Annotated in this window: 27 protein-coding genes; all 27 read left to right on the top strand. The window is 51.9% G+C overall.

Annotated elements, in window-relative coordinates; all coding sequences use genetic code 11:
- Nucleotides 1–430: 430 nt before the first annotated feature.
- On the top strand, nucleotides 431–2,068 hold the full coding sequence (locus tag GO013_RS11355; protein ID WP_163811203.1) for a phage/plasmid primase, P4 family: 1,638 nt from the start codon (nucleotides 431–433) through the stop codon (nucleotides 2,066–2,068).
- Between the two features lie 280 nt (nucleotides 2,069–2,348).
- Nucleotides 2,349–3,749, top strand: a complete 1,401-nt coding sequence (locus tag GO013_RS11350; RefSeq protein WP_163811201.1) for an alpha helicase — start codon at nucleotides 2,349–2,351, stop codon at nucleotides 3,747–3,749.
- Nucleotides 3,749–4,042: a hypothetical protein gene (locus GO013_RS11345; protein ID WP_163811199.1), complete on the top strand. Its 294-nt coding sequence runs from the start codon at nucleotides 3,749–3,751 to the stop codon at nucleotides 4,040–4,042. Before GO013_RS11350 ends, GO013_RS11345 begins: the two co-directional genes overlap by 1 nt.
- On the top strand, nucleotides 4,035–4,586 hold the full coding sequence (locus GO013_RS11340) for a hypothetical protein (protein WP_163811197.1): 552 nt from the start codon (nucleotides 4,035–4,037) through the stop codon (nucleotides 4,584–4,586). Before GO013_RS11345 ends, GO013_RS11340 begins: the two co-directional genes overlap by 8 nt.
- Nucleotides 4,570–6,531, top strand: coding sequence for a terminase gpA endonuclease subunit (locus tag GO013_RS11335; RefSeq protein ID WP_163811195.1), 1,962 nt, complete (start codon nucleotides 4,570–4,572; stop codon nucleotides 6,529–6,531). The genes GO013_RS11340 and GO013_RS11335 overlap by 17 nt, the downstream gene beginning before the upstream one ends.
- A 9-nt stretch (nucleotides 6,532–6,540) precedes the next feature.
- Nucleotides 6,541–6,738 carry a helix-turn-helix domain-containing protein gene (locus GO013_RS11330; protein ID WP_163811193.1) on the top strand — a complete coding sequence of 66 codons (198 nt, stop codon included), beginning with the start codon at nucleotides 6,541–6,543 and terminating at the stop codon, nucleotides 6,736–6,738.
- Nucleotides 6,739–6,806: 68 nt separating this feature from the next.
- A complete protein-coding gene (locus GO013_RS11325) occupies nucleotides 6,807–8,150 on the top strand; it encodes a P-loop NTPase fold protein (RefSeq protein ID WP_163811191.1) in 1,344 nt (447 codons plus the stop codon).
- Nucleotides 8,151–8,263: 113 nt separating this feature from the next.
- Complete coding sequence (locus tag GO013_RS11320) at nucleotides 8,264–8,485, top strand: hypothetical protein (RefSeq protein ID WP_163811189.1); 222 nt, start codon at nucleotides 8,264–8,266, stop codon at nucleotides 8,483–8,485.
- Nucleotides 8,482–9,993: a phage portal protein gene (locus tag GO013_RS11315; RefSeq protein ID WP_163811187.1), complete on the top strand. Its 1,512-nt coding sequence runs from the start codon at nucleotides 8,482–8,484 to the stop codon at nucleotides 9,991–9,993. The genes GO013_RS11320 and GO013_RS11315 overlap by 4 nt, the downstream gene beginning before the upstream one ends.
- Nucleotides 9,990–11,261: a S49 family peptidase gene (locus tag GO013_RS11310; RefSeq protein WP_163811185.1), complete on the top strand. Its 1,272-nt coding sequence runs from the start codon at nucleotides 9,990–9,992 to the stop codon at nucleotides 11,259–11,261. Before GO013_RS11315 ends, GO013_RS11310 begins: the two co-directional genes overlap by 4 nt.
- Before the next feature lie 10 nt (nucleotides 11,262–11,271).
- Complete coding sequence (locus GO013_RS11305; RefSeq protein ID WP_163811183.1) at nucleotides 11,272–11,646, top strand: head decoration protein; 375 nt, start codon at nucleotides 11,272–11,274, stop codon at nucleotides 11,644–11,646.
- 12 nt (nucleotides 11,647–11,658) lie between these two features.
- A complete protein-coding gene (locus GO013_RS11300) occupies nucleotides 11,659–12,678 on the top strand; it encodes a major capsid protein (RefSeq protein WP_163811181.1) in 1,020 nt (339 codons plus the stop codon).
- 9 nt (nucleotides 12,679–12,687) lie between these two features.
- Nucleotides 12,688–13,056, top strand: a complete 369-nt coding sequence (locus GO013_RS11295) for a hypothetical protein (protein ID WP_163811179.1) — start codon at nucleotides 12,688–12,690, stop codon at nucleotides 13,054–13,056.
- An 87-nt stretch (nucleotides 13,057–13,143) separates the two neighbouring features.
- Nucleotides 13,144–13,416 (top strand): hypothetical protein, encoded by a 273-nt coding sequence (locus GO013_RS11290; RefSeq protein ID WP_163811177.1) that lies wholly within the window; start codon nucleotides 13,144–13,146, stop codon nucleotides 13,414–13,416.
- 2 nt (nucleotides 13,417–13,418) lie between these two features.
- Entirely contained in the window at nucleotides 13,419–13,832 is a 414-nt protein-coding gene (locus tag GO013_RS11285) for a DUF5675 family protein (protein ID WP_163811175.1), read from the top strand.
- Between the two features lie 2 nt (nucleotides 13,833–13,834).
- Nucleotides 13,835–14,245 (top strand): hypothetical protein, encoded by a 411-nt coding sequence (locus GO013_RS11280; RefSeq protein WP_163811174.1) that lies wholly within the window; start codon nucleotides 13,835–13,837, stop codon nucleotides 14,243–14,245.
- Nucleotides 14,242–14,565, top strand: a complete 324-nt coding sequence (locus tag GO013_RS11275) for a hypothetical protein (protein WP_163811172.1) — start codon at nucleotides 14,242–14,244, stop codon at nucleotides 14,563–14,565. The genes GO013_RS11280 and GO013_RS11275 overlap by 4 nt, the downstream gene beginning before the upstream one ends.
- 2 nt (nucleotides 14,566–14,567) lie before the next feature.
- Complete coding sequence (locus tag GO013_RS11270) at nucleotides 14,568–15,173, top strand: phage tail protein (protein ID WP_163811170.1); 606 nt, start codon at nucleotides 14,568–14,570, stop codon at nucleotides 15,171–15,173.
- Nucleotides 15,170–15,649, top strand: coding sequence for a hypothetical protein (locus GO013_RS11265; RefSeq protein WP_163811168.1), 480 nt, complete (start codon nucleotides 15,170–15,172; stop codon nucleotides 15,647–15,649). The genes GO013_RS11270 and GO013_RS11265 overlap by 4 nt, the downstream gene beginning before the upstream one ends.
- Before the next feature lie 9 nt (nucleotides 15,650–15,658).
- A complete protein-coding gene (locus GO013_RS11260; protein ID WP_163811166.1) occupies nucleotides 15,659–16,801 on the top strand; it encodes a hypothetical protein in 1,143 nt (380 codons plus the stop codon).
- A 9-nt stretch (nucleotides 16,802–16,810) separates the two neighbouring features.
- Complete coding sequence (locus GO013_RS11255; RefSeq protein WP_163811164.1) at nucleotides 16,811–17,317, top strand: hypothetical protein; 507 nt, start codon at nucleotides 16,811–16,813, stop codon at nucleotides 17,315–17,317.
- Between the two features lie 209 nt (nucleotides 17,318–17,526).
- Entirely contained in the window at nucleotides 17,527–19,626 is a 2,100-nt protein-coding gene (locus GO013_RS11250) for a phage tail length tape measure family protein (RefSeq protein ID WP_163811163.1), read from the top strand.
- Nucleotides 19,623–19,976, top strand: a complete 354-nt coding sequence (locus tag GO013_RS11245; protein ID WP_163811162.1) for a phage tail protein — start codon at nucleotides 19,623–19,625, stop codon at nucleotides 19,974–19,976. Before GO013_RS11250 ends, GO013_RS11245 begins: the two co-directional genes overlap by 4 nt.
- On the top strand, nucleotides 19,969–20,664 hold the full coding sequence (locus GO013_RS11240; protein WP_163811161.1) for a phage minor tail protein L: 696 nt from the start codon (nucleotides 19,969–19,971) through the stop codon (nucleotides 20,662–20,664). The genes GO013_RS11245 and GO013_RS11240 overlap by 8 nt, the downstream gene beginning before the upstream one ends.
- Nucleotides 20,664–21,368: an NlpC/P60 family protein gene (locus GO013_RS11235; RefSeq protein ID WP_163811160.1), complete on the top strand. Its 705-nt coding sequence runs from the start codon at nucleotides 20,664–20,666 to the stop codon at nucleotides 21,366–21,368. Before GO013_RS11240 ends, GO013_RS11235 begins: the two co-directional genes overlap by 1 nt.
- Entirely contained in the window at nucleotides 21,365–21,994 is a 630-nt protein-coding gene (locus GO013_RS11230) for a tail assembly protein (protein ID WP_163811159.1), read from the top strand. Before GO013_RS11235 ends, GO013_RS11230 begins: the two co-directional genes overlap by 4 nt.
- Nucleotides 21,991–23,897, top strand: a 1,907-nt coding sequence (locus tag GO013_RS11225; protein ID WP_163811158.1) for a phage tail protein, incomplete at its 3' end; no start/stop codon positions are given. The genes GO013_RS11230 and GO013_RS11225, both read left to right, overlap by 4 nt.

Raw genomic sequence — 23,897 nt, 5'->3', positions numbered from 1 at the left:
TTAGGTTGTCATCTGCCCCCTCTTGACCATCTTTTTAACCTTGTAAAAGGTGAGTAAAACCACCAGCAATTTTTTTTGTACAAAGAGAGGTTGTTGGTGTTTTTTTATATATTGTTGGTTAGTTCTTTTCGAAATTTCGACCGGGACGGTCGCATCCGCTTTTGTTCTTGTGGGGACTGGTGTTATTCGCCTCCTCCGCTTCCTCCTTATTCAAAATCTCGTCAAATGGTCCAATATGGCCCTTGTCTTCATGGGTCCTTCCTACGGCTTCTCGTATACGGGTCGCGAGCATCGCAGGGTTTGTGCGTGGGTGTTTTTTTTGTTTGGGTGGGAATTTGGGAAAAAGGGATGTTTTTGCGGGATGCTGTGAAACATTTTTTTTGGTTTGTGCCTGTGCTTTTAGAGGTGAAATCGAATCTGGAGATCAAGCGTGGCTGATAATAAAAATGAATCCGTTGCTGGCGACCCTGTCGGGGAAGTCGTCGATATCAGGAAGATGATTGAGGTTCGGCGTGAGGAGGAAGAGGCGATTGTCGGCGAATCTGATGAAAAGGCCGGACCCTCATCCGATTTTATTCGCAAGTGCGCCAAGTCGGGGCAGCTGGGTGATGGCATGCTGTTCGCGGCTCTCCATCAGGGGCGGTACGTCTTCAATAAGCAGACCAAGGAATGGCTCGTTTTCAATGGTCATCACTGGGAGCTTGATGAATTGGATACGGTCAAGGCGGCCGTGGAGGATGTGATTGACGTCTACATGGCCGAAGAGGAGCGGCTTTGGCCATTGTATTTTGATGCGGTTCGAGAAGAAGACAAAAATGAAAAGAGACGGCTGAAACGGATCCTTGATGCGGTCCAGACGAAAATCAAGTCTCTCCGGAATGACAATGGCCGGAATAAGTGCCTGGAGTTCGCTCACACCATGCGGGAGAACCCGCTTCATATTCTTGGTGATGAGCTGGACTCCGATCCGTGGCTTCTTGGGTGCGCTAACGGAGTTTTGGACCTTCGTACTGGTTTGCTTCGAAAAGGGGGGCCGGAAGATTATATCCTTAAGGGATGCCCGACCGAGTGGAAGGGGATCGATAGCCCTTGCAAAGTGTGGGAAAAATCTGTCCTGGAAATTATGAGTGATGATTTAGAGATGGCTTCGTATATACAGCGGGTCTTTGGGTATGCTGTTTTTGGAATATCTCCGGAACATATTTTCGCAGTGCTTCATGGGCAGGGGCGGAATGGTAAGTCGTTTATGGTCGAAACCATTCAGGATGTTCTCGGTGAAGTGGCTGGGCCTATTCCTGCCGAGATGCTTCTGGACCAGGGGCCAGCGCGCAGTTCTTCCGGGCCAACTCCTGACATTATGGCCCTTCGTGGTCGTCGAGTTGCTTTTGCTTCGGAAACTGATGAAGGCCGTAAGTTTAGTGCCAGCCGGGTGAAGTGGTTCTCCGGTGGAGACACTCTGACAGGACGTTATGGGTACGGCAATATGCGGATGGTTTCATTTAAGCCTTCTCATCAGCTTTTTCTTCTCACCAATCACAAACCCCACGCTTCGGCGGATGATTTCGCCTTTTGGGAACGAATGCATCTGATCCCGTTCGAACTCAGTTTTGTCAAGCGCAAGCCCCAAGCTGACAATGAACGTGAAGTGGACAGGGACCTCGGGAAAAAGGTCAAGCCTGAGGCGTCCGGCATTTTGGCCTGGTTGGTTCAGGGATGTCTGGATTGGCAGAAACAGGGGTTGAATCCTCCCGCAAAAGTTTTGGAGGCAACTGCCGAGTATCGGCGTGATGAAGATCTGTTGGCGGACTTCGTAGACGAGTGCTGTTTCGTTCCCGAAACAAATTCCGAACAGGTGTGGATCGGGGCGACGGACATTTATGATGTCTTTTGTTGGTTTTTCAGACGGATGTATTCAAAGAAGAAGACCATTCCCCAAAAGACTTTTGGCAAACTCATGAAGAAACGTTTCAAGCACGAAAAGGTTGGGACCTATCGCTACTGGGGGGTGAGTGTGCTTGCCGAGGTTAGGGAGCAGATCGAACAGGAGTCGGACAAGAGGAAGTTCTAGAAAGATGGACCATAGGACCTTGTGGACGGTCAAGGTTTTCAATCGTCCATAGTTTTAATTGTTTGTAATGATTGAAGGGATTAGTGCGTCCCGGACTAAAGGACCGAATCTTAAAGTTCTCTGACAAAGATACTTTTTGATTTTCATAATAATTTTATATTTGTTTTTTGGTCTAATCGTCCAAAGAGGAAAATAAAGTAAGAAAAATGAAGATATTAAGAGGTTGGACGAAGAGCTTTTTGAAAGGTCCGTCATGGTCCAAAGGTCCAAGAGGTGTTTTGTGAGTGTCAATGTTCTGGATTTGCTTCGGGAGATGGGGATTGAACCCAAATTGATCTCCAGCACCAACGGCGGCGAATGGCATTCGCAATGTCCGGGGTGCGGTGGCAAGGAACATCGGTTTTGCGTTTGGCCGGAGCAAAATGACGGCTCTGGGTCTTGGTGGTGCCGAATTTGTGATGCTGGCGGGGATAATATTGAATTTCTGAGGAAGTATTGCGGCATGGAGTATTTCGAAGCCTGCAAGAAGGTTGATCGGAACCCCGAGGAGCAGCACAGGATGCCCAAAAGAAAGCCTCGGAAGGACTCCTTTCAGCCCAAGGCGTGGGATGATCCTAATGAAAAGTGGCAGGGGCGGTCTGTGGAATTGGTCGAGTGGGCACATGGGCATTTGTTGAAAAACAGTGAACAACTCGACTATTTGGCCAAGCGCGGTGTTCCGCTGGAGGCGGTCAGGCGATTCAAGTTGGGGTGGAATTGTGGAGAAATGGGGCGCGATGTTTATCGGGCAAGATCGGCCTGGGGCCTTCCTGATGAAATCAATCCGAAGACCGGCAAATTGAAACGGATGTGGATGCCCATTGGCCTAGTTGTTCCGTCTTTTTGGCAGGGCACATTGCAGAGAGTGCGATTCAGGAGAACTCCAGAGGCGCGAGCGCAATGGGGGCGCGACATGAAATATGTGGTTCTGCCCGGATCGGCCATGGGGCCGATGTTGACACGTGAGTCCGCGCAGGCATGGATGATCGCCGAAGCCGAATTGGACGCAATCGCCATGGATTATGCCGTCGAGGACCTTGATGTCGGTGCTATTGGCCTTGGGTCTCTGAGCAGTAAGCCCGACGCGAGGATGATGCCCCTTCTTCAAGCATCTTTTTGGATGGGCAATGCGTTGGATTTTGAGCTGTATGAGCCGAAGACCGAAGAGGAAGAGCGCAGTATCCAGATGCAAACCAAGGCGAAGCATTGGTGGGGTAAAGAATTCTCACAGTGTGAGCGGTGGCCGGTTCCGAAGGGGAAGGATCCGGGTGATTACAAAGCGGATCACGGCGGCGACTTGCGGGAATGGATTTTGACCGGCCTGCCTCCGGTCCTTCACCCTGGACCTTCGATTTCTGCGATTTCGAATCAAGGGGAGAAGCTGGTTGTGCCGCCCAGGCATGTGGAGCGGAAGACGGTTCTGCCGGATGACATTGAGGAACTGCGGGCAATTTTGGCGACGAACAGGATGGAGATTCGCGTGGACAGGGCCGGGTGGGCTTGGAGTTATGACGGGCCGATGGAGTTGTATGGTCGGGTCGCGGATTTGTCGCATCAGCCTGTGGTTATGGCGTGGCTGCGTGAGATAGGTGATCCCGTTGTGAGTTGGCGAAATTTTATGAAACCGATGGAGGGGAAATAATGTCGGAAATTCGATTGACGACCAGCGAAGTGGATGCAGTTTTGAGTGCTGAATCATTAAAAGTTCCTGCTGAAATAGGAATATTTGGTGGTGCGCGATTTCTCATAAAGGCGAAGGTCAACGGTGAAATGTTGCTCGTCAACGTGGTGTGCAAGTGCAAACCATACAACAAGGAATTTAAGGACGGGCGCAAGGCCCGGTATGTGAACGTGTGTGGATACGGTTTGCGTGAGGCTGTCAATATTACGAAGTTGCGGATGAATCCCCAGCCTGTGGAGGTGGAGCGTGGTTAAGGATACCCGGATATTCAGAACGCAGACTGAGGCGTGGCAGTTTCTGGACGGGGAGGGGTTTAAGTCAAATTCGTCTTCTTTTGGGCGGCATTGCCAAGCCGGACTTGTCGGAAAAAATACGGATGGAGCCTTTGAAGCAGAGGCTTTGTTGACGTATGCGCGGGCAAAACTAAATCGGAAGACGTCGGGAAAGAAGGTGACGCAGGAGGAAAAAGACCGGGATGTTCGTAAGAAAGAGGCCGAGATCAATTTGACCGAATTCAAGGCTGAGCGGGAGCGGATCAAACTCGAAAAGGAGCAAGGTAAACTCATTGAGCGGAATCATGTGCAGCGTGAGATCGGGGCGCGGGCCGGAGTGTTGTCATCTATGTTCAAGTCTGAAGTTCAAAAGCGTGGACGTGAATTGGTGGAGACGGTGGAGGGCAAGCCAGGGAAAACCAGAGACTTGATTCGGGCCTTAATCGAGATGTTTGATGACATGGCAACAGAGTACTCAAATATGAAAACCATAGAGGTCATGATTAGCGATGAAGATAGCATGTAAAATGTTGATTGATCCCAAGTGGGTTCCGGGCGGACATTTTGGCGAATCTTTTACGGTCAGGCCGTGCAAGGCTGAGCGCAAGGTGCTGCGTAAGCGCAAGCGTATCAAGCCGAGTGAGTGGGCGGAGAGACATCGGGTGTTGGGAAATGAGTCGGCTTTGCCCGGTCCCTGGAGGAATGATACGGCACCTTACGTGACAGGTCTTTTGGACGCGGCTTATTTCCCCGGTGTGCGCGAAGTGGATTGGTGTGCGGCTCCGCAGGTGGGCAAGACCGAAGGGGTCAATACCTTGCTCGGCTATTCCATTGATCGTGATCCCGGTCCGGTGATGTTGGTTTATCCCGATCGGGACACAGCCAAACACAACCTGACTACCCGCATCCGTAAAGGGTTAATTGAGCCGAGTCCGAGGCTTGTTTCTTTTGTGACTGGCGTCGAGGATGATTTCTCATCTTACCGGATCAACTTGCAGCACATGTCTATCTACACCGCGTGGTCCGGGTCGGCCTCTTCGCTGTCAAACAAGCCGGTCAAGACCATCATTTTTGACGAGGTGGACAAGTATTCCAAGGTCTCTTCCAAAAAGGAAACTGGGCCGATCCCGTTGGGCGAAAAGCGGTTACGTACATACAAGTGGTCCAGCAAGAATTTCAAGATCTCTTCACCTACTGTTTCGACTGGTGAAATCTGGCAGGCTGTGTTGAGTGCCCAGGTAGTGTTTCATTATTACGTGCGTTGTCCTCAGTGCGGGGCATATCAACGGATGCATTTCAAGCAGTTCAGGATGCCTGAAGATGTGCGAGATGCAGAGCGGATTGAGGCTGAGTTGTTTGGTTGGTATGAGTGTGAGAATATGGGGTGTCGGTGGGATGATCATGATAGGGACAAGGCCGTGGCTTTGGGCGAGTACCGGGATATTGAGACGGGTATCGAGTTGTTTGCCTATCTTAAAGCACATCGGCCTCGTCGAATTGGATTCCATACTCCGGCCTGGTTGTCGCGATTCGTTACCTTGTCCGAGGTGTGTGCCGCTTTTTTGCGTGGCACCAAGGAACATGGTGGTAGCGATTGGAAGGAACGAGCCAAAGATTTCAAGAATGGGTATGAGGCCGAGCCGTGGGAAGATTTTCAGGTTCAACGTGATACGGACAAGGTGGACGCCATGTGCGATGACCGGCCGCGCTTGATGGTGCCGGGACCAGTGGATGACGTGCCGAGAGTGGCCGGGCTGGTGGCGGGAGTGGATACCCAGGACAAGAGCTTGCCCTACGTGATTGTGGCTTACGGGTTTGGCAGGGCCGAGGAGTCGTGGCGGGTGCGTACTGGAGCGGCCCTGACTATTCCTGATCTGGAGGAGATCCTATGGGGTCAGACTTACAAGGACCCGGAAGGGAACGAGCATCGAGTGGAGCTGGTGTTCTGGGATGCCATGGGCCACCGGACAAAGGAAATCTATTCGGCGGCTATCCGGCACCGGGGCAAGATGTTGCCTATTAGGGGGCGGGTTGGCATCAATGCGCCGTTGACTTTTTCCAATATCGAATATTTCCCGAACAGCAAGATTAAGATTCCCGGCGGTGTAACGCTGGTGAATATCGATACCAAGTTTTTCAAGGATGACTTGTCTACGGCCATGTCTGTGGAACCGGGTGATCCTGGCGGGTTTCATCTCTACAACAAGGAGGAGATGCCGCATGACTATTCGGCCCAAATGTGCGCCGAGTATCTTGACGAGGAAAAACAGGTGTGGATGCAGCCTTCGGGAAAGAAGGTGGACTATTGGGATTGCGAGGTCTATGCGCGGGCGGCTTGGTATCACCTTGGCGGGGCCAACCGTGAGCTGCCAAAGCCTAAAAGGAAGAAGCCTGAGCAGATGAAAGAGCGACCGAAAACTCAAGCTGATATCCTCAGTGGCTGGCGACCGGGTTGGTACGAGAACAGATAAGGAGATGGCATGAGTGAGTATAAGGATTTGGGACCGGCGTTGAATTGGAAGCAGGTAATCAAGCAGCTTGGGTGTTCCAAGAGCATGTTTTATCGGATGGTGGACGAGGGCGCTTTCCCGAACGCGTTTCGGTTCGGCAAGAGCAAGGGCATTCGGGTGCCGCAGGCGGATGTGGATGCGTATTTGAGGAAGAAGCGGGCTGCGTAGTGTTGAATGAATATATGAATAGGCGTATTGGGTGGATGTTATTTTAAAATATTTGTAAGGAGTTTGAAATGCTGCTGTTTCCACCACTTCCTAAGATTAAGCCTATGGAGGGTTTTACAGAAGACAATGATATTTTTAAGCGGAAGCCTTTTGGTGAGAGCCTTATGAGGTTGGTACAGCGTAGTGACGAAGCTATTGTGTTGGGGTTGGAGGGCCCATGGGGCGCAGGTAAGACTACCTTTGTCCAGCAGTGGAGAGGGTTGCTTTCAAGGGAAGAGAACGGAAGTATTGATTCAATTTATTTTGATTCGTTTTCTCAGGATTATCAGGATGACCCGATGGCGGCTTTGGCTGATGAACTTTATGAATTTATCGATAGCAAAGCCAAAGGAGAAGATAAGGGCGTTTGGGTAGAGCAAAAGCCTAGTTTTAAGGAGAGTGTTGGGGGATTATTAACAAGTGGTGTAGGTTCTTTTGGAAAAGTTTGTGGTGCAATAGTTGGTGCTGGCGTTTCAGCCGTTTCAGGAGGGGGGGGGCCAGAGGTTGAAATGATCGTTGCAGGTGCAGGTGCTGCTGGTGAAGAAGCAGGTTTACTCGCAGAGAATTATTTCGAGTCAAGAAAGCTGTGTAGAAAAGGCCTTAAAGAATTTAAGGATTCATTAAAGGCGATTGGTGCAGGGTTGCGGGAACAAAAAAAGTCGCTTGTTTTTATTATTGATGAGCTTGATAGATGTCGTCCTGATTTTGCGTTGGATATTTTGGAAAAGGTGAAACATGTTTTTTCAGTGCCTGGGATCGTTTTTGTGCTGGTTTATAATGGCAAGCAGTTGGAGCAGCACATTCGCGCCCGGTATGGTGATGTTGACGCTGCTATATATTTAAACAAGTTTATCAATATAAATGTCCTTATGCCGAAAGCGGCAGATGTTCGGCAGTTGTACAATGACGATACGAATAGATATGTTGAATATCTTGTCAGAGAAATGGGAATCCCTTTTCGTGCAGAGGGGCTCATAGCGGCTTATGCGATAAGAAAAGGTATGTCGTTTAGAGAAATAGGCAAAATAATGACTCTTATCAGTACAGCAAAGCTTTCACTGCCTAATAATATGGCTGAGTGGGATGTTGTTATATTTGGTGTGTCACTCGTTTTTTTGTGTGATCAAGATCTTTTTAAAAAGCTCAGAGATAAGGAAAATTGTTGGGCTGATGTGAATAGCTTTTTTGAGTTTAAAAAACTGACGGCTGATGAATTGAATTATGCTAAACTAGAATGGTTTCACCATACATGGAGTGGGCTGCTTAATCCCCATCCTACGAATGAAGAGAGACAGCGATTTGGTATAAACGGAGAAAATACTGTTGCGCTCTGTTGTCGTGCTTTGTCCAATTTTACACCTAATCCAGCATAAATTTATTTTTCTAACATGAGTTTTTTCCTAAAAACTTACCTTTTCTGTCCACCACGTCCACTACGTCCACCATGTCCACGACATTGATCCGATTTACGGATTAATGTCGTGGCATGTTTATTTGGGATAACAGAGACGAGATTCTCGATCAGATTGCCGCGAATAAGGCGGCGTTGAAAAAGGCGCTTGATCCTAACTTTACCGCTGATGGCGATAGTGTGGAGTATGTGGACCTGGACATGATCCGGGCGAACATCAAGTGGCTTGGGCGTGAGCTTGTGGTTTTTGATGGGGTGGCCGGGCCTGTGGCTGTGCAGGGGAGGATTCGGCGATGACGCGTTTCCCCTCCGCTCGTGCTCAGGTCATTGCCCGGAATCGTGCAGTGAAGGCTCGTGGTCTTGGACGCGTCCGTTCGGTTGGTGGTTCTTATCGTGGCTCCATGTCTAATTGGAATACGCCTCGGATGACACAGGACGGGGAAGCGTCTGAACGGGCGGTTATCTCCCGGCGAGCTGAAGACCTGGTGGACAACAATCCGAATGCTGCGTCTGTCATTGATTCCATGGCGGTCAATGTTATTGGGCCGGGGTTGCGGCCCCAGGCACGAGTTGATCGCAAGGCGCTTGGCCTGACCGAAGATCAGGCCGATGCGCTGCAGGCCAGTATGGAAAAGGCCTATAAGGTCTGGAATCTTGAAGCCCATTCACGCGGCCTGGCCACTTTTAATGATCTCCAGTTTATGGGTTTACATTCGGTGTTGACCAAGGGGGAATTTCTGTTTTTGCCCCGGATGCTGGACGACGCGAAGTATCCGAACCGCTCCTTTTCTTTTGCCCTGCAAGATATACATCCTTCCCGCCTGTCCACTCCCGCCGATTTTTTCAATCGTGAGAACATCGTGGACGGCGTGGAAATCAATGGTGATGGCCGTCCGGAAGCCTATTGGGTGAGCAGTCCGGGGCAGTTCAACACGGGGGAGATGCAGTCTAGCGGGAGCTATACCCGAATTCCTGCGGAGAATGGGCATCGTCCCGGCATGCTGCATGGGTTCCGTCTGACTCGCGAGGAGCAGTATCGAGGGCGCAGTGTGTTGTCTCCGGCCATGAAATACTATCGGCTTTTGGATGACTCATACGACTACAATTTGATTTCCCAGATCATGGCCGCGTCCATTCCGGTTTTTATTTCCACGCAAAATCCATATGAAGCGGCTGCCCAAGGTTCCACTGTACCAGAACCGGTAGATGAAAATGGCAATCCGAATCCTCTTTTTCATAAGAGCTATGGGCCTGGTACTATTTTGTACGGTGCGCCAAATGAAAAACCGCATATTTTGGAATCTAATCATCCGGGTAACAATTTTGAAGCTTTTGCACGGTTGATTCTGCGGGCCATGGCAGCGGCTACGGGCATGCCTTACGAAGTGCTTTCCAAAGATTTTTCCCAGACCAATTATTCCAGTGCCCGTGCCGCTTTGCTTGAAGCATGGCGGGTTTACCTTATCTATCGGGCTTGGGCTGGAGTGCATTTTTGTCAGGTCAACTGGGCCATGGTCCAGGAAGAGGCCTGGTTGCGCGGGATGTGGGAGATGCCTTCCGGTGCTCCCGATTTTTACGACGCCCGGCACGCTTATCTCGGTACCCGATGGATCGGTCCGGCTCGTGGCTACATCGATCCGGTTAAGGAGATAGTGGCTTCCATCAAGGGACTGGAGAACAACATTATTACCCACGCCGACGTGGTGGCCGAGCAGGGCGGAGACGGCCAGGAAGTGGCCGAGATTCGTGCGGCTGAAATCAAGCGGGACCGGGATCTCGGTCTTGCTCCCGAGGAGGCGGCATGAATGATTGGCTTTCTCTCTTGAATGTTCCGTGGGCCATTTCCGACGAAGGTATGGAAATTTTGACCAGAGCCCTTGGGCTGACTCGGCAAGGACCTGATGGCGGTTCGCAGTTCTTTTCACTGGATTGGCAGGAGGCTCAAACAACGGCTCCGCGAATTGACCATGGCAACGTTTCTGAGATTGAGGTGTTTGGGCCAATGGTGAAGCGACCAATGGTCGTCCCTTCCGGTTTTTGTGTGGCATCCTATGAGGCTGTTCGAGCTACCCTTGAGCTGGTCCTTGATGATGATTCCGTGGATGCGGTTGTTCTCAATATCGATTCTCCCGGTGGAACCGTGGACGGCTGTCGAGAATTGGCAGAGTTCGTTTTTTCTGTGCGTGGAGAAAAGCCCATTGTGGCTTTGGCCAACGGCACTATGACCAGTGCTGCCCAGTATGTTGGTGCGGCTGCGGACAGAACGGTGGCGACCAGTCCAATGACAGTGGTTGGTTCCGTTGGAGTGATCCAGCGGCACATCGATTGGTCCAAGCTCAATGCAGAGATTGGCGTTAAACCGACTTGGATGCATGCAGGCAGCCGCAAGGCAACCGGCAATCCTGATGAGCCTTTGTCCAAGAGCGATCTGGCTTATTTTCAAGAGCGTCTGGATCAAGCCTATGAAATTTTCACTTCCGACGTTGCCCGATATCTCGGGCTGGACCTGGCAGAGGTCGCCGCATGGGCGGACGGCCAGCACTTCCGGGCGTCAGTCGGTCTGGAGCTGGGGTTGATGCATGACATCATGACCCGGCAGGAACTCATTGCATCCTTAAAGGAGGAAGCCATGACCAAAACGGCAGCGCAGCTCCGGAACGACCATCCCGATGCTGTGCAGGAAATCGTGAGATCCACTGAGCGAGCAACTCGCGACACGGTGGACAAGGAAAAGGCTGAGGCTGTGACTCAGGCCAAGACTGAAGCCAGGGATGAAGCCCTTGCCATGGTCGGAGCCATTATGGGTGACGAAGCCAAGGCCAAATTGGAACCGGTCCTCAAGGCCGAAAACAGTGTTGAGCAAGCCACGGCCATCGCCAAAGCCATGACTCCGACCAGGAGTGACGACGACAAGGACAAGGAAACTGCCGTTGAACAGGGTGGCGTTACTCGTGCCGCCATTTTGGAAGGTCTCAAGGGGGCGGATTTTGGTGGGGTTGCTCCTGGCGGTCAGTCCGAGATGACTGAGGAACAGAAACGCGAAGCCGTTATTGAGCGGATGAGCAAGCTTTAGGAGTTGAATCGTGACTCGTAAATATAGCAGCTATACCTCTCTGGAGCAGGTTCGTTTCGTGGGCGATCATCCTGTGTTGATGAAGCCACTCACGCTTCTTTCCAGTGGAACGGTGCGGGAAGTGAAAGCCGGTACCGTGCTTGGTAAGGTGACAGCTTCCGACAAACACACTGAATGGGACGTCAGCGCCTCAGATGGTTCCCAGAATGCTGATTTGATTCTGGCCGAGACTGTGAATGTGCCTGCTTCCGGAGATGAAAAGAGTGTGGCCTACCGTCATGGTGAATTCCTTGAAATAGGCCTGACCTTCGACCCCGATGCAAACGCCGCCCAGATTTTGGCGGCCAAGGACGTTTTGGAAGCCAAGGGCGTCTACATCAAATAAGGAGATTATATCATGGATACCCATGTTACTTTCGAGAGGCGGACCCTGACCGGGGTCATGAACAAGCGCCCCAAGAAACCGGGGCTGTTCAAGTCCCTGTTTTTCCCCGAATCCAGCCGTAATACGTTGGATACATCCACCGCCGAAATCCACACCATCGTGGGGGGCAAAAAGCTGATTCCCTTTGTCTCTGATGTCGAGGGTGGCACTATCGTGGAAGGCACCAAACAGGAGTCACAGATTGTCAAGACTCCTCGTTTGCGCCCCAAAGTGCCGTTCAAGGCTTCCGATCTGCTGGATTTTTCCAAGCCAGGAGAACCTCCCCTTGTCAAGCCTGGCGTGGCTGATGACCGGGTGGAAACAAAGGTTTCTCGTGATCTGCAGGAGGTCAAGGACCGGTGCGAGATCACTATCGAATACATGGCCTCCAAGTCCTTGTGCGGTGGCAAGATCATTGTGACCCAGGACAACATTCAGTTCGAGATTGATTTCCGTATGCCTGCTACCCACATTATTGTTTTGAGCGCCGGTTCCAAGTGGAATGATTCCGGAGTTAATCCGTTGGAGAATCTGGAAGAATGGGCGGACCTTATTGTGGAGGCCTGTGGGTTGAGTCCTGACGTTTGTATTATGGGTACCAATGCTCATAAGGCGTTCCGTAACAACGCCGCTGTTCAAGCTGAACTGGATAATCGACGTATTGAATCCGGTGCCTATGCCCCAGTGGTTGGCAAAGCATACAAAGGCCATGTGCAGGGGGTGGATGTTTTCCGATATGGGGGCACCTACCACGATGTGGACGACTCCCCCGTGAAGTTGATGGAACCGGACTATATTCTTCTGGGATGCACGGATGCCGAGAATTCTCTTGAATTCGGTCGTCCGACGGATCTGGAGTGCGACGGCCCTACCGAATACTTTACCAAATCGGACCTCAAAAAAGATCCCTCTCAGCTTGACCAGATTACTGAGACCCGGCCCCTTCCCTGGAATAAACAGCCTGACGCATTCGTGTACGTCAAAGTCGTCTAGGGGGGTGTCATGGCAGTCAAGAAAAAGAAAATTCTGCTGGGTGTTTCCCTGGTCAAGGACGGAAAGACCATCCCTCCGGGCAAGGTCGTGTCTATTCCAGTCAAGGAAGCCGACGAGATGATCGCGGCTGGTCAGGCTATGGACCCGTCCAAGGTCGTTGACGTGGATTCTGTTGAATCCAATGCCGTGAAAGCGGCTCAGGCCGAAGCCAAGGAGGTCCGCAAGGCTCTCCAGGAGGCTGAGACTCGTGTTGAACAGGCTGAGAAGGGTATTACTTCTCTGAGTGAGGCTGTGCTTGGCCTTGATCCCGATGACCCCAGTCTCAAAGATTCCATTGTTGAAATTCAGAACAATCTTAAAGAGGCAATCAACGCCTAAACCATACCTTCCTACCTCCCGAGGGGCGGTCCGGTTCACCGTTTCATGCCGGTCCGTCCTAGGAGAGGGAAAAGACAAGGACTGACAATGACCTTCACTGCACTCGAAACCATGAGCATCGCGGGATTGTTTTCTTTGGTCTCAGCGGTGTTTGTTCGTCTTCTTTTCTCGCGGTCCTTTGTCACGCGGGGGCAGTGCTCGGCTGAGCGGGAAAAACTTTGCATAGAGCGGGAGCAGTTCGGAAAGGATATTCAGAGCATCAAATCAGGGCAACGCACACAGTTCAAGATGCTGAGAGCCATCATTGTTCACTCGGGCATTCCTGCTGAGAAGCAGGAGGACATACTTAACGAGGATTGATCATGATTGAGAAAATGTTCATTAAGCGTGACATCTGCGACGAGCTGGCCAGTCTCGGCGAACTTTTTATCGTTGACGATCTGGGCGAACGGAAAGTTCTCTGCACTTTGGAAAATCCGTGGCTCGACAATCAAACCAATATTTCCTGCATCCCGGTGGGCGACTACATTTGTCGCTGTGTGATTTCTCCCAAGTATGGCGAGACTTTTGAAATTGTGGGCGTGGAAGGCCGGACGCATATCCTTTTTCACTGGGGGAATTTTGTCGAGAACACAGATGGTTGTGTTTTGCTCGGCTTGACCCGCGAAGAATATGTGCCTGCTGTTTGGAACAGCAGGGCGGCACATGCTCAGTTCATGGAAATGTTGGAAGGTGTCGATGAATTTTCGTTGAATATTTACGAGGAGGCCGCATAGCCATGCCTGCACCTGTCATTATTGCCGGATTGATTGGTCTAGGGAAAATGATCATTGGAGGAGTGTCTGACTCCATCAAGCGGAAGCAGGAACTTAAAAAGACTGTGCATGAAAATCGCATTCGTCTGGCTGCTTCGGATCGTGAATTCAACCACCAATGGGAAATGAAACAGCTCGAAAATGCTGGTTGGAAAGATGACGTGTTGTTTTTTGCCTGGATAGGATTTTTTATTTGGTCCGGTGTTGATCCTGAAGGAGCTGGGAAGGTTATCAAGGCCTGGGAGCTGCTGCCGGACTGGTTTCTGCAAATTACCTTTTGGATTATTGCGGCAGTGCTTGGCGTCAAGAAAATCGGTGATTACCTGCCTGCAACGATCAAGGGTGTGAAGGATATTTTCGGAGGCTCCAAATGATTTTTTCCGCGGCCTATTCCGATAAATTCAACCGTTTTGGCGTTCTTGCAACGTATCAAGGACCGCAGCCGTCCGCTCCGGTGCCGTGTCTTGTCCGTTTTCAGTATGGTGGTCTGATTGAAACTCGTCACGGTGAGCAGGAACAATCCATCATCAAGGTATTATGGACCGATTTTCCGCAGCGTCCTTCGGGAATTTTTGTTGTGAACGGCGAAGAATGGAAGGTCTTGGATTACGCCGGTTATGCCGACGGTCACCGGGAAGGGCTGCAGCGCGCGCTTTTGTGTGGGAAAACCAGAAAGTTTTCAGTGGAGAAGTAGAAATGGCAAAGGGCAAATCCATTGAGATCAAGGGCGTGCCAAAGTTGCTCAAAGCCATTGAAGGCATTGAGAAGGGAAGCCGAACGATTATCAGGGATGCTGTCAACCGAACTGCGGATGGTGCCCGGACTGATTCTGTCAGGTTGATTCGTCAACACCTTATGCTCAAGGCCAAATCCGTGCGGGATAATATCCGCGTAGTCAAAGGGACTAAGGACCGGCCAGTTGCCCGTCTTATAGCCAAAGGCAAAAAAGGATTGCCCCTTTTGGGCAATTACCCGGTGCGTCCTGGCAGATTAGGAACCAGAAAGCCCAAGGAAGGTGTGTCCGTTCAGATCAAGAAGCACGGCACTCGTAAAATCCTCAAAGGGTCTTTTCTGGCAAAAATGAAATCAGGTCATGTCGGCGTATTCAAGAGAGAAAAAGGGGCCAAACGTCTCCCTGTTAAACAACTCTTCGGCGTTGGGTTCATCGGCTTGATGGAGCGAGGCATGATTCATCGCAAATTGAAAAAGAGTATCAACTCGCGGCTGGAGAAAATTCTTAGGCAGGGGATCAATCGTTTGTATCACAAAAATTTGCAGAAAGTTGAGAGGTTGAGGGGATGAGCCAGCAACAATTTACCGAGGCCAGACAAGCGGTGGCTTTGGCCCTTGTTACGTCCACGGAAATTGATGATTTCGTGGCTAGCAATTTCCCGGGCAAGACGTTGAAAGTCTTTCGGGAGGTTGATCCGGGTAATCTCCCTCCCGCAACAGAATGTCCTTTTGTCGGGTTTGGGCCGTTTACCCATGCTCAGCTCGATAAGAATGTACATCAGATCGAACACGCCATGCCGATGGGGGTGTTTGTGGATGGGGAGTCCGGATATGTCGAATCGACTCCAAATATTTTTGTCATTCCGGCAGCGGCGGCTTTGGATGAGCTGTCGGCATTGGTAGAGCGTGTTGCATCAGATGCTTTGCTCAACGCGGGTATTTCTTTTGAGCATGACCCGTATCTCCCGGACGATGTGGCCTGGGGGCAATATTTCATGAGTTTTTATTTGTACCGGGTGCGGACCACCCGGCGCATCAATCTTTAGGAGGAAACCATGCTGACCAAAAAACAGGTACTCTTGACCAAAATCGAGACCACGGAAGGCGTGGCCGAGGTCGTTGATCCGGCAACCGACGCCGTGCTTATTTTGGACGGTGGAGCCATCACGCCAGAGGGGCAGGTCGTCGGTTCGGCCAGGCTAAATGCTACCCTGTCCAACGAGTCGGATACCATCGGTCAAAAATCACTGTCTTTGACCGCGCCCTGTGAGTTTCGCGGCGGTGGCATCGATGGCAGTACCGTAAAGGCACCCGAATTTGACACCATGCTCCGCGCCGGAGCCATGAAGCGCACGAGTATTGAGTTCGTGGCATGCGACACTGTGACCGGAACCTTTGCGCGCGGCGAGATCGTCACGGGCGGGACCTCGGATGCAACCGGCGTGCTCGTCGCTAACGTGGGCGGTGGACTACTTTTGGAACCGCTGACTGGTGACTTTGCTTCCGGCGAAACATTGACTGGCGGCACCTCCGGGGCCACATCGAATTCCACGGTCGTGCCCGTGAGCGGTTTTCAATACATGCCGACCTCGGTCAAGGACGAAATGAAGTCCATGACCGCTGTGCGTTATCACGACGGCCATAAGTTTACCGTGTCCGGCGCGCGTACTACCTTTTCCCTGAATCTACCCACGAGCGAAAAGCCGACCATTGAGTTCTCTGTCAGTGGCCGGTGGAATGATCCTGTGCAGCAGGTCAATCCTACTCCAACCCTTTTGGAAACCAACGCACCTTTGGTGGTCAACATGGGTTTGAAGGTTGGCAGCCATGCGCCTTTTGGCGTCAATTCGATATCTTTGGACATGGCGAACACTGTCTCCAAAGCGCCTGATTTGAACGCACCGGACGGGTTGCGTGCCTTTAACATCACGGGTCGCAAACCTGCCGGGTCTTTTGACCCAGAATCCGAGGCCTTGAATGACTACAATCCATGGCAGGCATGGATGGACGGTGCCTTGGCCGAGTTGTCCTTTTTGCTTGGTTCGGTGCCGGGTAATCGGATTTATGTGTGCATGCCCAAGGTTCAGCGTACCTCTGTTGCCTATGGCGATCGTGAAGGGACGGTTATTTACAATGAATCCTTTGAACTCAAGCGTGATGATGCGGGCGATGATGAGTTGCGCATGGTCTTTTTTTAGGCGGACAGTATGAGCAAATATATAACAAAGACGTATGAAATTAATGGCGAAGTTTACGAGCTGATGCGCCCGGTTTTCGGTGTGTTGCGCGATATTGCTTTTTTTTGCCGGGAAGCGGGTGAATCGGTGAGCAACACTGAGGATCTGAAAGTTTTTCTCAAGGACAAAACCGGGTTGTTTGTGGCGCATCTCATTACACCCAAAGGCATACATCCCATGGACCGAGATTTTGAATCCATTGCTCGTGTTGTGGATTGGGAAGCCGGGCCGGATTTGTCTTTGGAGGTCATGGACGATTTTTTCGGCCAACCGGGGGCGACTCCGGAAAAGCTTCTGATGGCGGGCAGTATGACGAATTCGGTGGCAGGGATGATCCTGCCGTCGAAGATTGCCAGAGAGGTCCAGGAAGTTGGGAAGATGCCCTTGACACCATCGAGCGACATGTTGCCGAACTCGCAGGAGGTGACCCCCTCAAGCGAGTTCGAATCCTCTGGCAATTCGGATATGGCGACATAGGCGGCTGTCTGGAGGTTCGTGTTCGTGAGGCCGTGTTCCAGCAGGCCGTACTCAAATTTATGGGTGTGGACTGGAAGGCGGAGCGCAAGGCGAAAAAGAACCAACCCGTGGGCGGTTACTGCCACGGAAAATATGTTGAGGAGTGCCGGGCAAAGTTCGGCAACGGTCTTGAAAAAGTGTGTTCCACCTGTCCTGACTAAGAGGCGACCATGGCTGTCATCGAGACTCAGATCAAGGCGATCAATAAATCCGAGCGAGAGTTCAAGAAGCTCCATAAGGATTTGAAAAAGACCCAGACCGAGGGCCGGAAGGCTACTACGGTCTGGGACCGTTTTGGCAAGGCCGGAAAAGGCGCGGCCAACGATGTGTCCAAGGCCATGGAGAGTGCGTCCGGTAAGACCGGAATGTTTGGCGCGACTCTTGGGCGGCTTGGCCCGACCGGATTGGCTGTTGGTGCTGCCATCGGAACCATGACGGCTGGTTTGGTGTCGGGGACCATGGAGATGGCTGAGTGGGAGCGGCGACTCGGCAGGACCGAGGCTTTGCTCAAATCCACGGGGTATGCGGCGGGTTTGACCGCGAGTGAATTGGATAATCTGGCGCGTGAGCGAGATCTCGCAACTTTGGGTGACCGAAATGAGATTATGGACGCTATCAATCTCATGCAGACATATAAGTCCGTGTCCGGTGATACTTTTCGTGAATCCATTACATTGGCTCAGGACATGAGCGCGGTCACGGGTCAATCTTTGACCAGTGCAACGACGATGCTCGGCAAGGCCCTGGAGGATCCTATCAGGGGATTGACGTCCATGCGTCGGGTGGGCGTGAGTTTTACTCAGACGGAAGAGGAAGTCATCAAGGCGATGGCAGATGCCAATGATATCGCCGGGGCACAGGCCAAAATTTTGGAAGTTCTGCGGGGACAATTCGGAGGAGCCGCCGAAGGTGAAGCCAAAAATTTACTCGGTACATTGGACACGTTGTCCTACGAGTGGCGGGACTTGAAAGAAGCCATGTCCAACACTGATGCAGCCATGGACGGGGTCAATGCGCTTATTGGCGTTATCCGAGAACTTCAATATGCGGTCAAGGACACGTTCGGTGAATTTTCTGGGGACGAACAGGTTGCCTTGCTGGAAGCATCCATTGCCAATCAAAAGAGATTGATCGAAGCAATGCGCGACGAAGCTGTCGAATTGCCTGTGTTGGATGCCTGGATAGGCAAGAGTGCTCATTTGGATGCGGCTCAAGAAAAATTGGAGGAGCTGGAGGGACAGCTTCATCGCATCGAGGCCCTGCAGGAAGGCGGGGAGATGCGTGACATGTTTGTCATCAAGGATCAGGGCAAGAAAGCAGCGGATTCTCGTGCCAGCGATTATGAAATTCAAGAGCAAATAAGGAAAGAGGAAGAGGCGCAAAAAGCAAAGGAGGCTGCAGACAAGAAAGCCGCCGCTGAGAAGGCCCGTTTGGAGAAGGAGGCCGTTCGTATTGCAGAGGCCGAAATCAAGGCGCGTGAGAAGCGGCTGGCAGACTACAGGCTTCAGCTTGATGAAGCTCGGCTTGGCAAGGAGTACGTCAAGCGGCAGGAAATCGAAGCGCAATATCAGCAAATGTTGGCCGATGGTATATCCCAGGCTGATGCCGATTTTTGGAAAGGGAAGGAAATTGAGAAATTGACCGACAAGGTCAAGGACAATGTCAGCCAGTGGAAAGATGCCTTTGGTGAGTTCGGCGATGAGGCGGAGTCGGTCTTTGGGAGTGTAAAAAATGGACTAATGGATTCCTTGTCCACTGGGAATGATTTGTTGGATCAACTTATTGGGAAATTGCTTGATTTGGGTATGGCCCAGATAGAGGGCATGGTTTTGGGAGGCCATTCAGCTGGTGGATTTGATTTCTTTGGAACTCTTGGCGGATTTGTTTCCTCTATTTTTCATGATGGTGGTGTGATTGGCGGCTCAGCCCCAGCACGGATTGCGCCTGTAGATTTGTTTAAGGGTGCTCCGCGATTTCATGGTGGTGGCATTTTAGGACCTCGCGAAGTTCCGATTATCGGCAAAGAGGGGGAACTTATTCTCAACGCCATGCAGCAAAAAAATGTGGCCGGGGTTATTGGCGGTGGGGCAACATTTGTTTTTAACGCCGATATTTCTTTGCCGACACCGAGCGGAAACAGAGATCAGGATTCTACTTATCTTGATGATGCGGCAAAGGCTATGGAGCGGCAGTTTGACGTGTGGTGGTCGGGCAAGATGCGACAGGCTCAGCGGCCAGGAGGTCAACTGAACGGAGGCCCGCGAGTATGAATTTGATGACGTTTGTTCCCCCTGTTTCGCCGGATTATCCTGCATCCAGAAGTTCTGCAGCCAACGTTAAGACTCTTACATTTGGCGATGGGTATAGTCAGAGGACTCCTAGCGGTTTGAATTCACTTTCATGTTCTATGTCTTTGACTTGGTCCAAGTTGGTCAAATCGGAAGCTGATCTGATTGAGGCTTTTTTCCAGGGTCGAAAGGGGACAGAAGCTTTTTACTGGACAGCTCCTCACCAAGAAGCGGCACAAAAGTGGGTATGCCAAAAATGGAGTCGTGATCGCCAAATTGGGCCATTTGATTCTCTTAAAGCGAGTTTTCAGGAGGTTTTTGACCTTGATTAATAGCGACGTTCAAAAGGCTTCGCCCGGCAACCTGGTGCATCTTTTTGACATTGATGCCACCGGCATTGGTGGAGATGTTTATCATTTTGTTAAGGCGACGGACCAAGGGCAGCCTGTGCGATGGAGAGGCAATGTATATATGCCGCTTGATTTTGAGGGTGAAGGGTTTGAGGTCAATGGGCAGGGATCGCTTCCGCGTCCGACGCTTCGCGTGTCTCACATCAAGACGGCTTTGCTCGGCGTGGTGCGTGAGTCCGGTGATTTGCTTGGCGCGGAGGTTACGCGGTGGCGTACTTTTTCCAAGTATTTGGATGGCGGGCCGCAGGCCGACCCTAACGTTCACTTCCCGCCGGACATCTATAATATCGACCGCAAGATTGTTCAAAATAAAGTTTTTATTGAGTGGGAGCTTGCAGCGTCCATGGATCAGGAGGGCAAGAAACTACCTGGTCGGCAGATCTTGCGAGATACCTGTACGCATATTTACCGCCGGTGGACCGGTTGCGCATTCGACTATTCCAAAGCGACGTGTCCGTACACCGGGGGAGGCTGTTTTGACCGCGCTGGCAAGCCCTGTTTGGAGGGGGAAGATCAATGTGGCAAGCGGCTTTCCGATTGTGAGCTGCGTTTTCCTCATCAACCGTTGCCCACGCGGGCTTTCCCTGGCGTGGCTCGAACGAGGGCGTAATGTTTGATCAGCAAGTCATAACGGCAGCCATGGACCATGCGCGAGCTAAATTTCCTTGTGAAGCCTGCGGGCTGGTCGTGGACAGTGAATATCTGCCGCGAGAGAACACGGCGGACGATCCGCTTAACGATTTTCGAATTGCGCCACAGGCGTTTGTTGCGGCCAGCCGCAAGGGAGAGGTGCAAGCCGTTATCCACTCCCATCCTAAGGGACCGGATTGGCCGAGCCATGTGGATCAGGTGGAACAACTGCGCATGGGACTGGCATGGGGCATCGTTCCGTTTATTGGTCAAGTGCCGCAATCTCCGTTTTTTTGGGGCGGGGATACGCCGATCGCCCCGCTTGTGGGACGCCCTTTTCGACCTGTGGCGGCGGACTGCTACACTCTATTCAGGGATTGGCTGCGGGTGCATCGTGATGTTGTCTTGCCGGACCTCGAACGCTCTGACGAGTGGTGGGACGGCGACGAGGACAACCGGTTTATGGAAGGGGTCGAGGCCATTGGTTTCCGTGCCGTGGATGACGACCCGAAGCTGGGTGACGGCGTGTTAATGCAGGTTTGTTCCAGCAAGGTTAATCATTGTGGGATCTACGTGGGCAACGGACTGCTTTTGCATCACTTGCAAAACCGGTTGTCTCGCGAAGAACCGTACATTCGTTGGCGCAAGCATGTGCGTACAATCATTCGGAGGGTACAATCGTGATGCGGACCGTTTATTTGCATGGCTATCTGGGCGAGACGTTTGGTACGGAATTTCGGCTTGATATTGCTACGCCCACCGAGGCCGTGCGAGCTTTTGCTGCTAATTTTGGCAAGCGTTTTTTGTCCATGATCCGCGACGGGGAGTGGCATATTATTGCTGGGGAATCGCTCGATGAGGGCGAAGATTACGGATATCAAGATATGCTTGCCTTGGGGCTTGGTGCATCGGACCTGCATATCGCCCCGGCTGTGCGCGGTTCCAGCGGGCGCGGTTTAGCTCAAATCGTTATAGGCGTGGTCATTGTCATTGCCTCTATTTATACCGGTGGCGCGGCGGGTGGCATGTCTGCGTCGGCATTTTCTGTCGGTGGCGCGTCAGTGTCTTATGGTAGTCTTGCCGCTATGGGAGCGATGATGGCTGTGTCTGGCATTGCACAGGCGTTGACTCCGGTTCCCAAGCTCGGAAGCGGCTACGGAGATCGCGAAGACGTGGACGAACGGCCTTCATTTCTGTTCACCGGTCCGAAAAATACCACGGAACAGGGTGGACCTGTGCCGGTGGTATATGGACGGCATCGCGTTGGATGGACGCTGGTATCAAGCGGCGTGGAGGTTGAGCAGATATGAAGCGTCTTGAAATTACAGGTTCTGGCGGTGGCGGCGGTGGCGGCGGTGGTGGGCATACGCCGATAGAAGCTGCGAACGACCTGAGAAGTAAGGCCACCACGCGAGGACTCGGTGTCCTTAGCGAAGGGGAAATTTTCGGATTGGTCGCCGGAGCCAAGTCCATCTATTTTGATAATACCCCGCTGGAAGACGAAAACGGCATTCTCAATTTTGAAGGCGTTACCTGGTGGGAACGCAAAGGTACACCCGATCAGGAATACATCCCCGGCTTTCCGGCTATCGAAAGCGAAACCAACGTCAATGCCCAAGTCGTTCATGACACGCCGGTCACGCGTACCATCGTCAACCCAGACGTTGATGCTGTACGCGTTCGGGTGCAGTTGCCGCAGGGGTTGATGCAGCAGGAAGAGGACGGCGACCTTGTAAAATATTCTGTGGATATCGCCTTTGATGTTCGAGCATCCGGTGGCGATTGGATTGAACGGGTGTCCGATACGATAACCGGCAAAACCATGTCACCCTATGAACGGGCCTATCGTATTGACCTGACTGGTAGTGCGCCGTGGGATATCCGCATGCGTCGTGTCTCCGAGGATACCGAGTCGTCAAAGATCCGTGACGAAGTCTCCTTTTCCGCCTTTACTGCGATTATCGACGCCAAGCTCATTTACCCGGACACGGCAGTCATGGGACTGGCTATTGATGCCGAGAAGTTCGGCAATGCCATCCCGTCCGTGTCCTTTGACATCAAGGGCATCAAGGTCCAGGTGCCGAGCAATTACGACCCGGAAACGCGGGAATTTGCTGGTCTGTGGGATGGCACGTTCAAACTGGCGTGGACCGATAACCCGGCGTGGTGCGTCTATGACATGATGCGCAACGACCGCTATGGTCTTGGTCTGACGGCAGTGGACAAGTGGGCCATGTATGAGATTGCGCAGTATTGCGATGAATTGGTGCCCGACGGCTTCGGCGGCATGGAACCGCGCTTTCGCCTTAATTGCGTCTTGCAAACTCGCGAAGATGCTTATCATGTTGTCAACACGTTGATTTCGGTTTGTCGTGGTCTTTGTTTTTGGGGTTCCGGCACAGTGACTTTTTCGCAGGATAAACCGGACACGCCGACGCATGTTGTTGCGCCTGCCAACGTGGAGAACGGTGATTTTCAGTATCAGGGTACCGGCCTTTCGGCCCGGCACACTGCCGTCCTTGTGACGTGGAACGACCCCGAAGACGGGTACAAACCTACGGTGGAAGTCGTAGAGCACGCGGAAGGGATGGCCCGATACGGATGGAATCCTACGGACGTTGTTGCATTTGGCTGCACGTCACGCGGGCAGGCGTACCGTGTGGGAAAGTGGATTTTAGACACTGAACAGAGTGAAACAGAAACTGTTTCTTTTGTTGCGGGGTTGGATTTTGCGGACGCACAGCCTGGCAATTTGATCGAGGTGGCTGACCCGGCGGTCGCTGGGGTGCGCATGGGAGGGCGGCTCAAGAGTGCCTCGGTTTCGCAGGTGGTGCTTGATGCGCCCATTATCATCGATGAGGGCGAGGGGTATGTGCTGACGGTGGTGTTGCCCGACAAAACTGTCTTTGATGCCAGGGTGGTCAATGCACCAGGCGAAACCGATACGCTTGATCTGTCTGAACCCCTGCCACAGATACCAAAAAGCGGAGCAATGTGGGTTGTTTCAGCTACAAATGTTGAACCTCGAGTATTTCGAGTTCTATCTAACCGGGAAGCTGATCTGCATAAATACGAAATCTCAGCGATAGAGCGCGATGATACCAAATTTGCACGGGTGGAGCAGAATATTAAATTTGACCCAAAACCGACTTCCCTGATTCCCTCCGGGCCAATACCCAAACCCACAGCCCCGGCCATTGACGAATATCTTTA

The sequence above is a fragment of the Pseudodesulfovibrio sp. JC047 genome, from assembly GCF_010468615.1.
In the GTDB taxonomy this organism is placed as follows: Bacteria; Desulfobacterota; Desulfovibrionia; order Desulfovibrionales; family Desulfovibrionaceae; genus Pseudodesulfovibrio.
The sequence above is the reverse complement of the archived record's forward strand: the minus strand, read 5'-3'. Positions and strand labels throughout refer to the sequence as shown.

Coding starts and splice junctions, on each gene's coding strand:
- GO013_RS11345 (WP_163811199.1), top strand. CDS start 3,749: ATGTCGGAAATTCGATTGACGACCAGCGAAGTGGATGCAGTTTTGAGT.
- GO013_RS11335 (WP_163811195.1), top strand. CDS start 4,570: ATGAAGATAGCATGTAAAATGTTGATTGATCCCAAGTGGGTTCCGGGC.
- GO013_RS11330 (WP_163811193.1), top strand. CDS start 6,541: ATGAGTGAGTATAAGGATTTGGGACCGGCGTTGAATTGGAAGCAGGTA.
- GO013_RS11325 (WP_163811191.1), top strand. CDS start 6,807: ATGCTGCTGTTTCCACCACTTCCTAAGATTAAGCCTATGGAGGGTTTT.
- GO013_RS11320 (WP_163811189.1), top strand. CDS start 8,264: ATGTTTATTTGGGATAACAGAGACGAGATTCTCGATCAGATTGCCGCG.
- GO013_RS11315 (WP_163811187.1), top strand. CDS start 8,482: ATGACGCGTTTCCCCTCCGCTCGTGCTCAGGTCATTGCCCGGAATCGT.
- GO013_RS11310 (WP_163811185.1), top strand. CDS start 9,990: ATGAATGATTGGCTTTCTCTCTTGAATGTTCCGTGGGCCATTTCCGAC.
- GO013_RS11300 (WP_163811181.1), top strand. CDS start 11,659: ATGGATACCCATGTTACTTTCGAGAGGCGGACCCTGACCGGGGTCATG.
- GO013_RS11295 (WP_163811179.1), top strand. CDS start 12,688: ATGGCAGTCAAGAAAAAGAAAATTCTGCTGGGTGTTTCCCTGGTCAAG.
- GO013_RS11290 (WP_163811177.1), top strand. CDS start 13,144: ATGACCTTCACTGCACTCGAAACCATGAGCATCGCGGGATTGTTTTCT.
- GO013_RS11285 (WP_163811175.1), top strand. CDS start 13,419: ATGATTGAGAAAATGTTCATTAAGCGTGACATCTGCGACGAGCTGGCC.
- GO013_RS11280 (WP_163811174.1), top strand. CDS start 13,835: ATGCCTGCACCTGTCATTATTGCCGGATTGATTGGTCTAGGGAAAATG.
- GO013_RS11275 (WP_163811172.1), top strand. CDS start 14,242: ATGATTTTTTCCGCGGCCTATTCCGATAAATTCAACCGTTTTGGCGTT.
- GO013_RS11270 (WP_163811170.1), top strand. CDS start 14,568: ATGGCAAAGGGCAAATCCATTGAGATCAAGGGCGTGCCAAAGTTGCTC.
- GO013_RS11265 (WP_163811168.1), top strand. CDS start 15,170: ATGAGCCAGCAACAATTTACCGAGGCCAGACAAGCGGTGGCTTTGGCC.
- GO013_RS11260 (WP_163811166.1), top strand. CDS start 15,659: ATGCTGACCAAAAAACAGGTACTCTTGACCAAAATCGAGACCACGGAA.
- GO013_RS11255 (WP_163811164.1), top strand. CDS start 16,811: ATGAGCAAATATATAACAAAGACGTATGAAATTAATGGCGAAGTTTAC.
- GO013_RS11250 (WP_163811163.1), top strand. CDS start 17,527: ATGGCTGTCATCGAGACTCAGATCAAGGCGATCAATAAATCCGAGCGA.
- GO013_RS11245 (WP_163811162.1), top strand. CDS start 19,623: ATGAATTTGATGACGTTTGTTCCCCCTGTTTCGCCGGATTATCCTGCA.
- GO013_RS11235 (WP_163811160.1), top strand. CDS start 20,664: ATGTTTGATCAGCAAGTCATAACGGCAGCCATGGACCATGCGCGAGCT.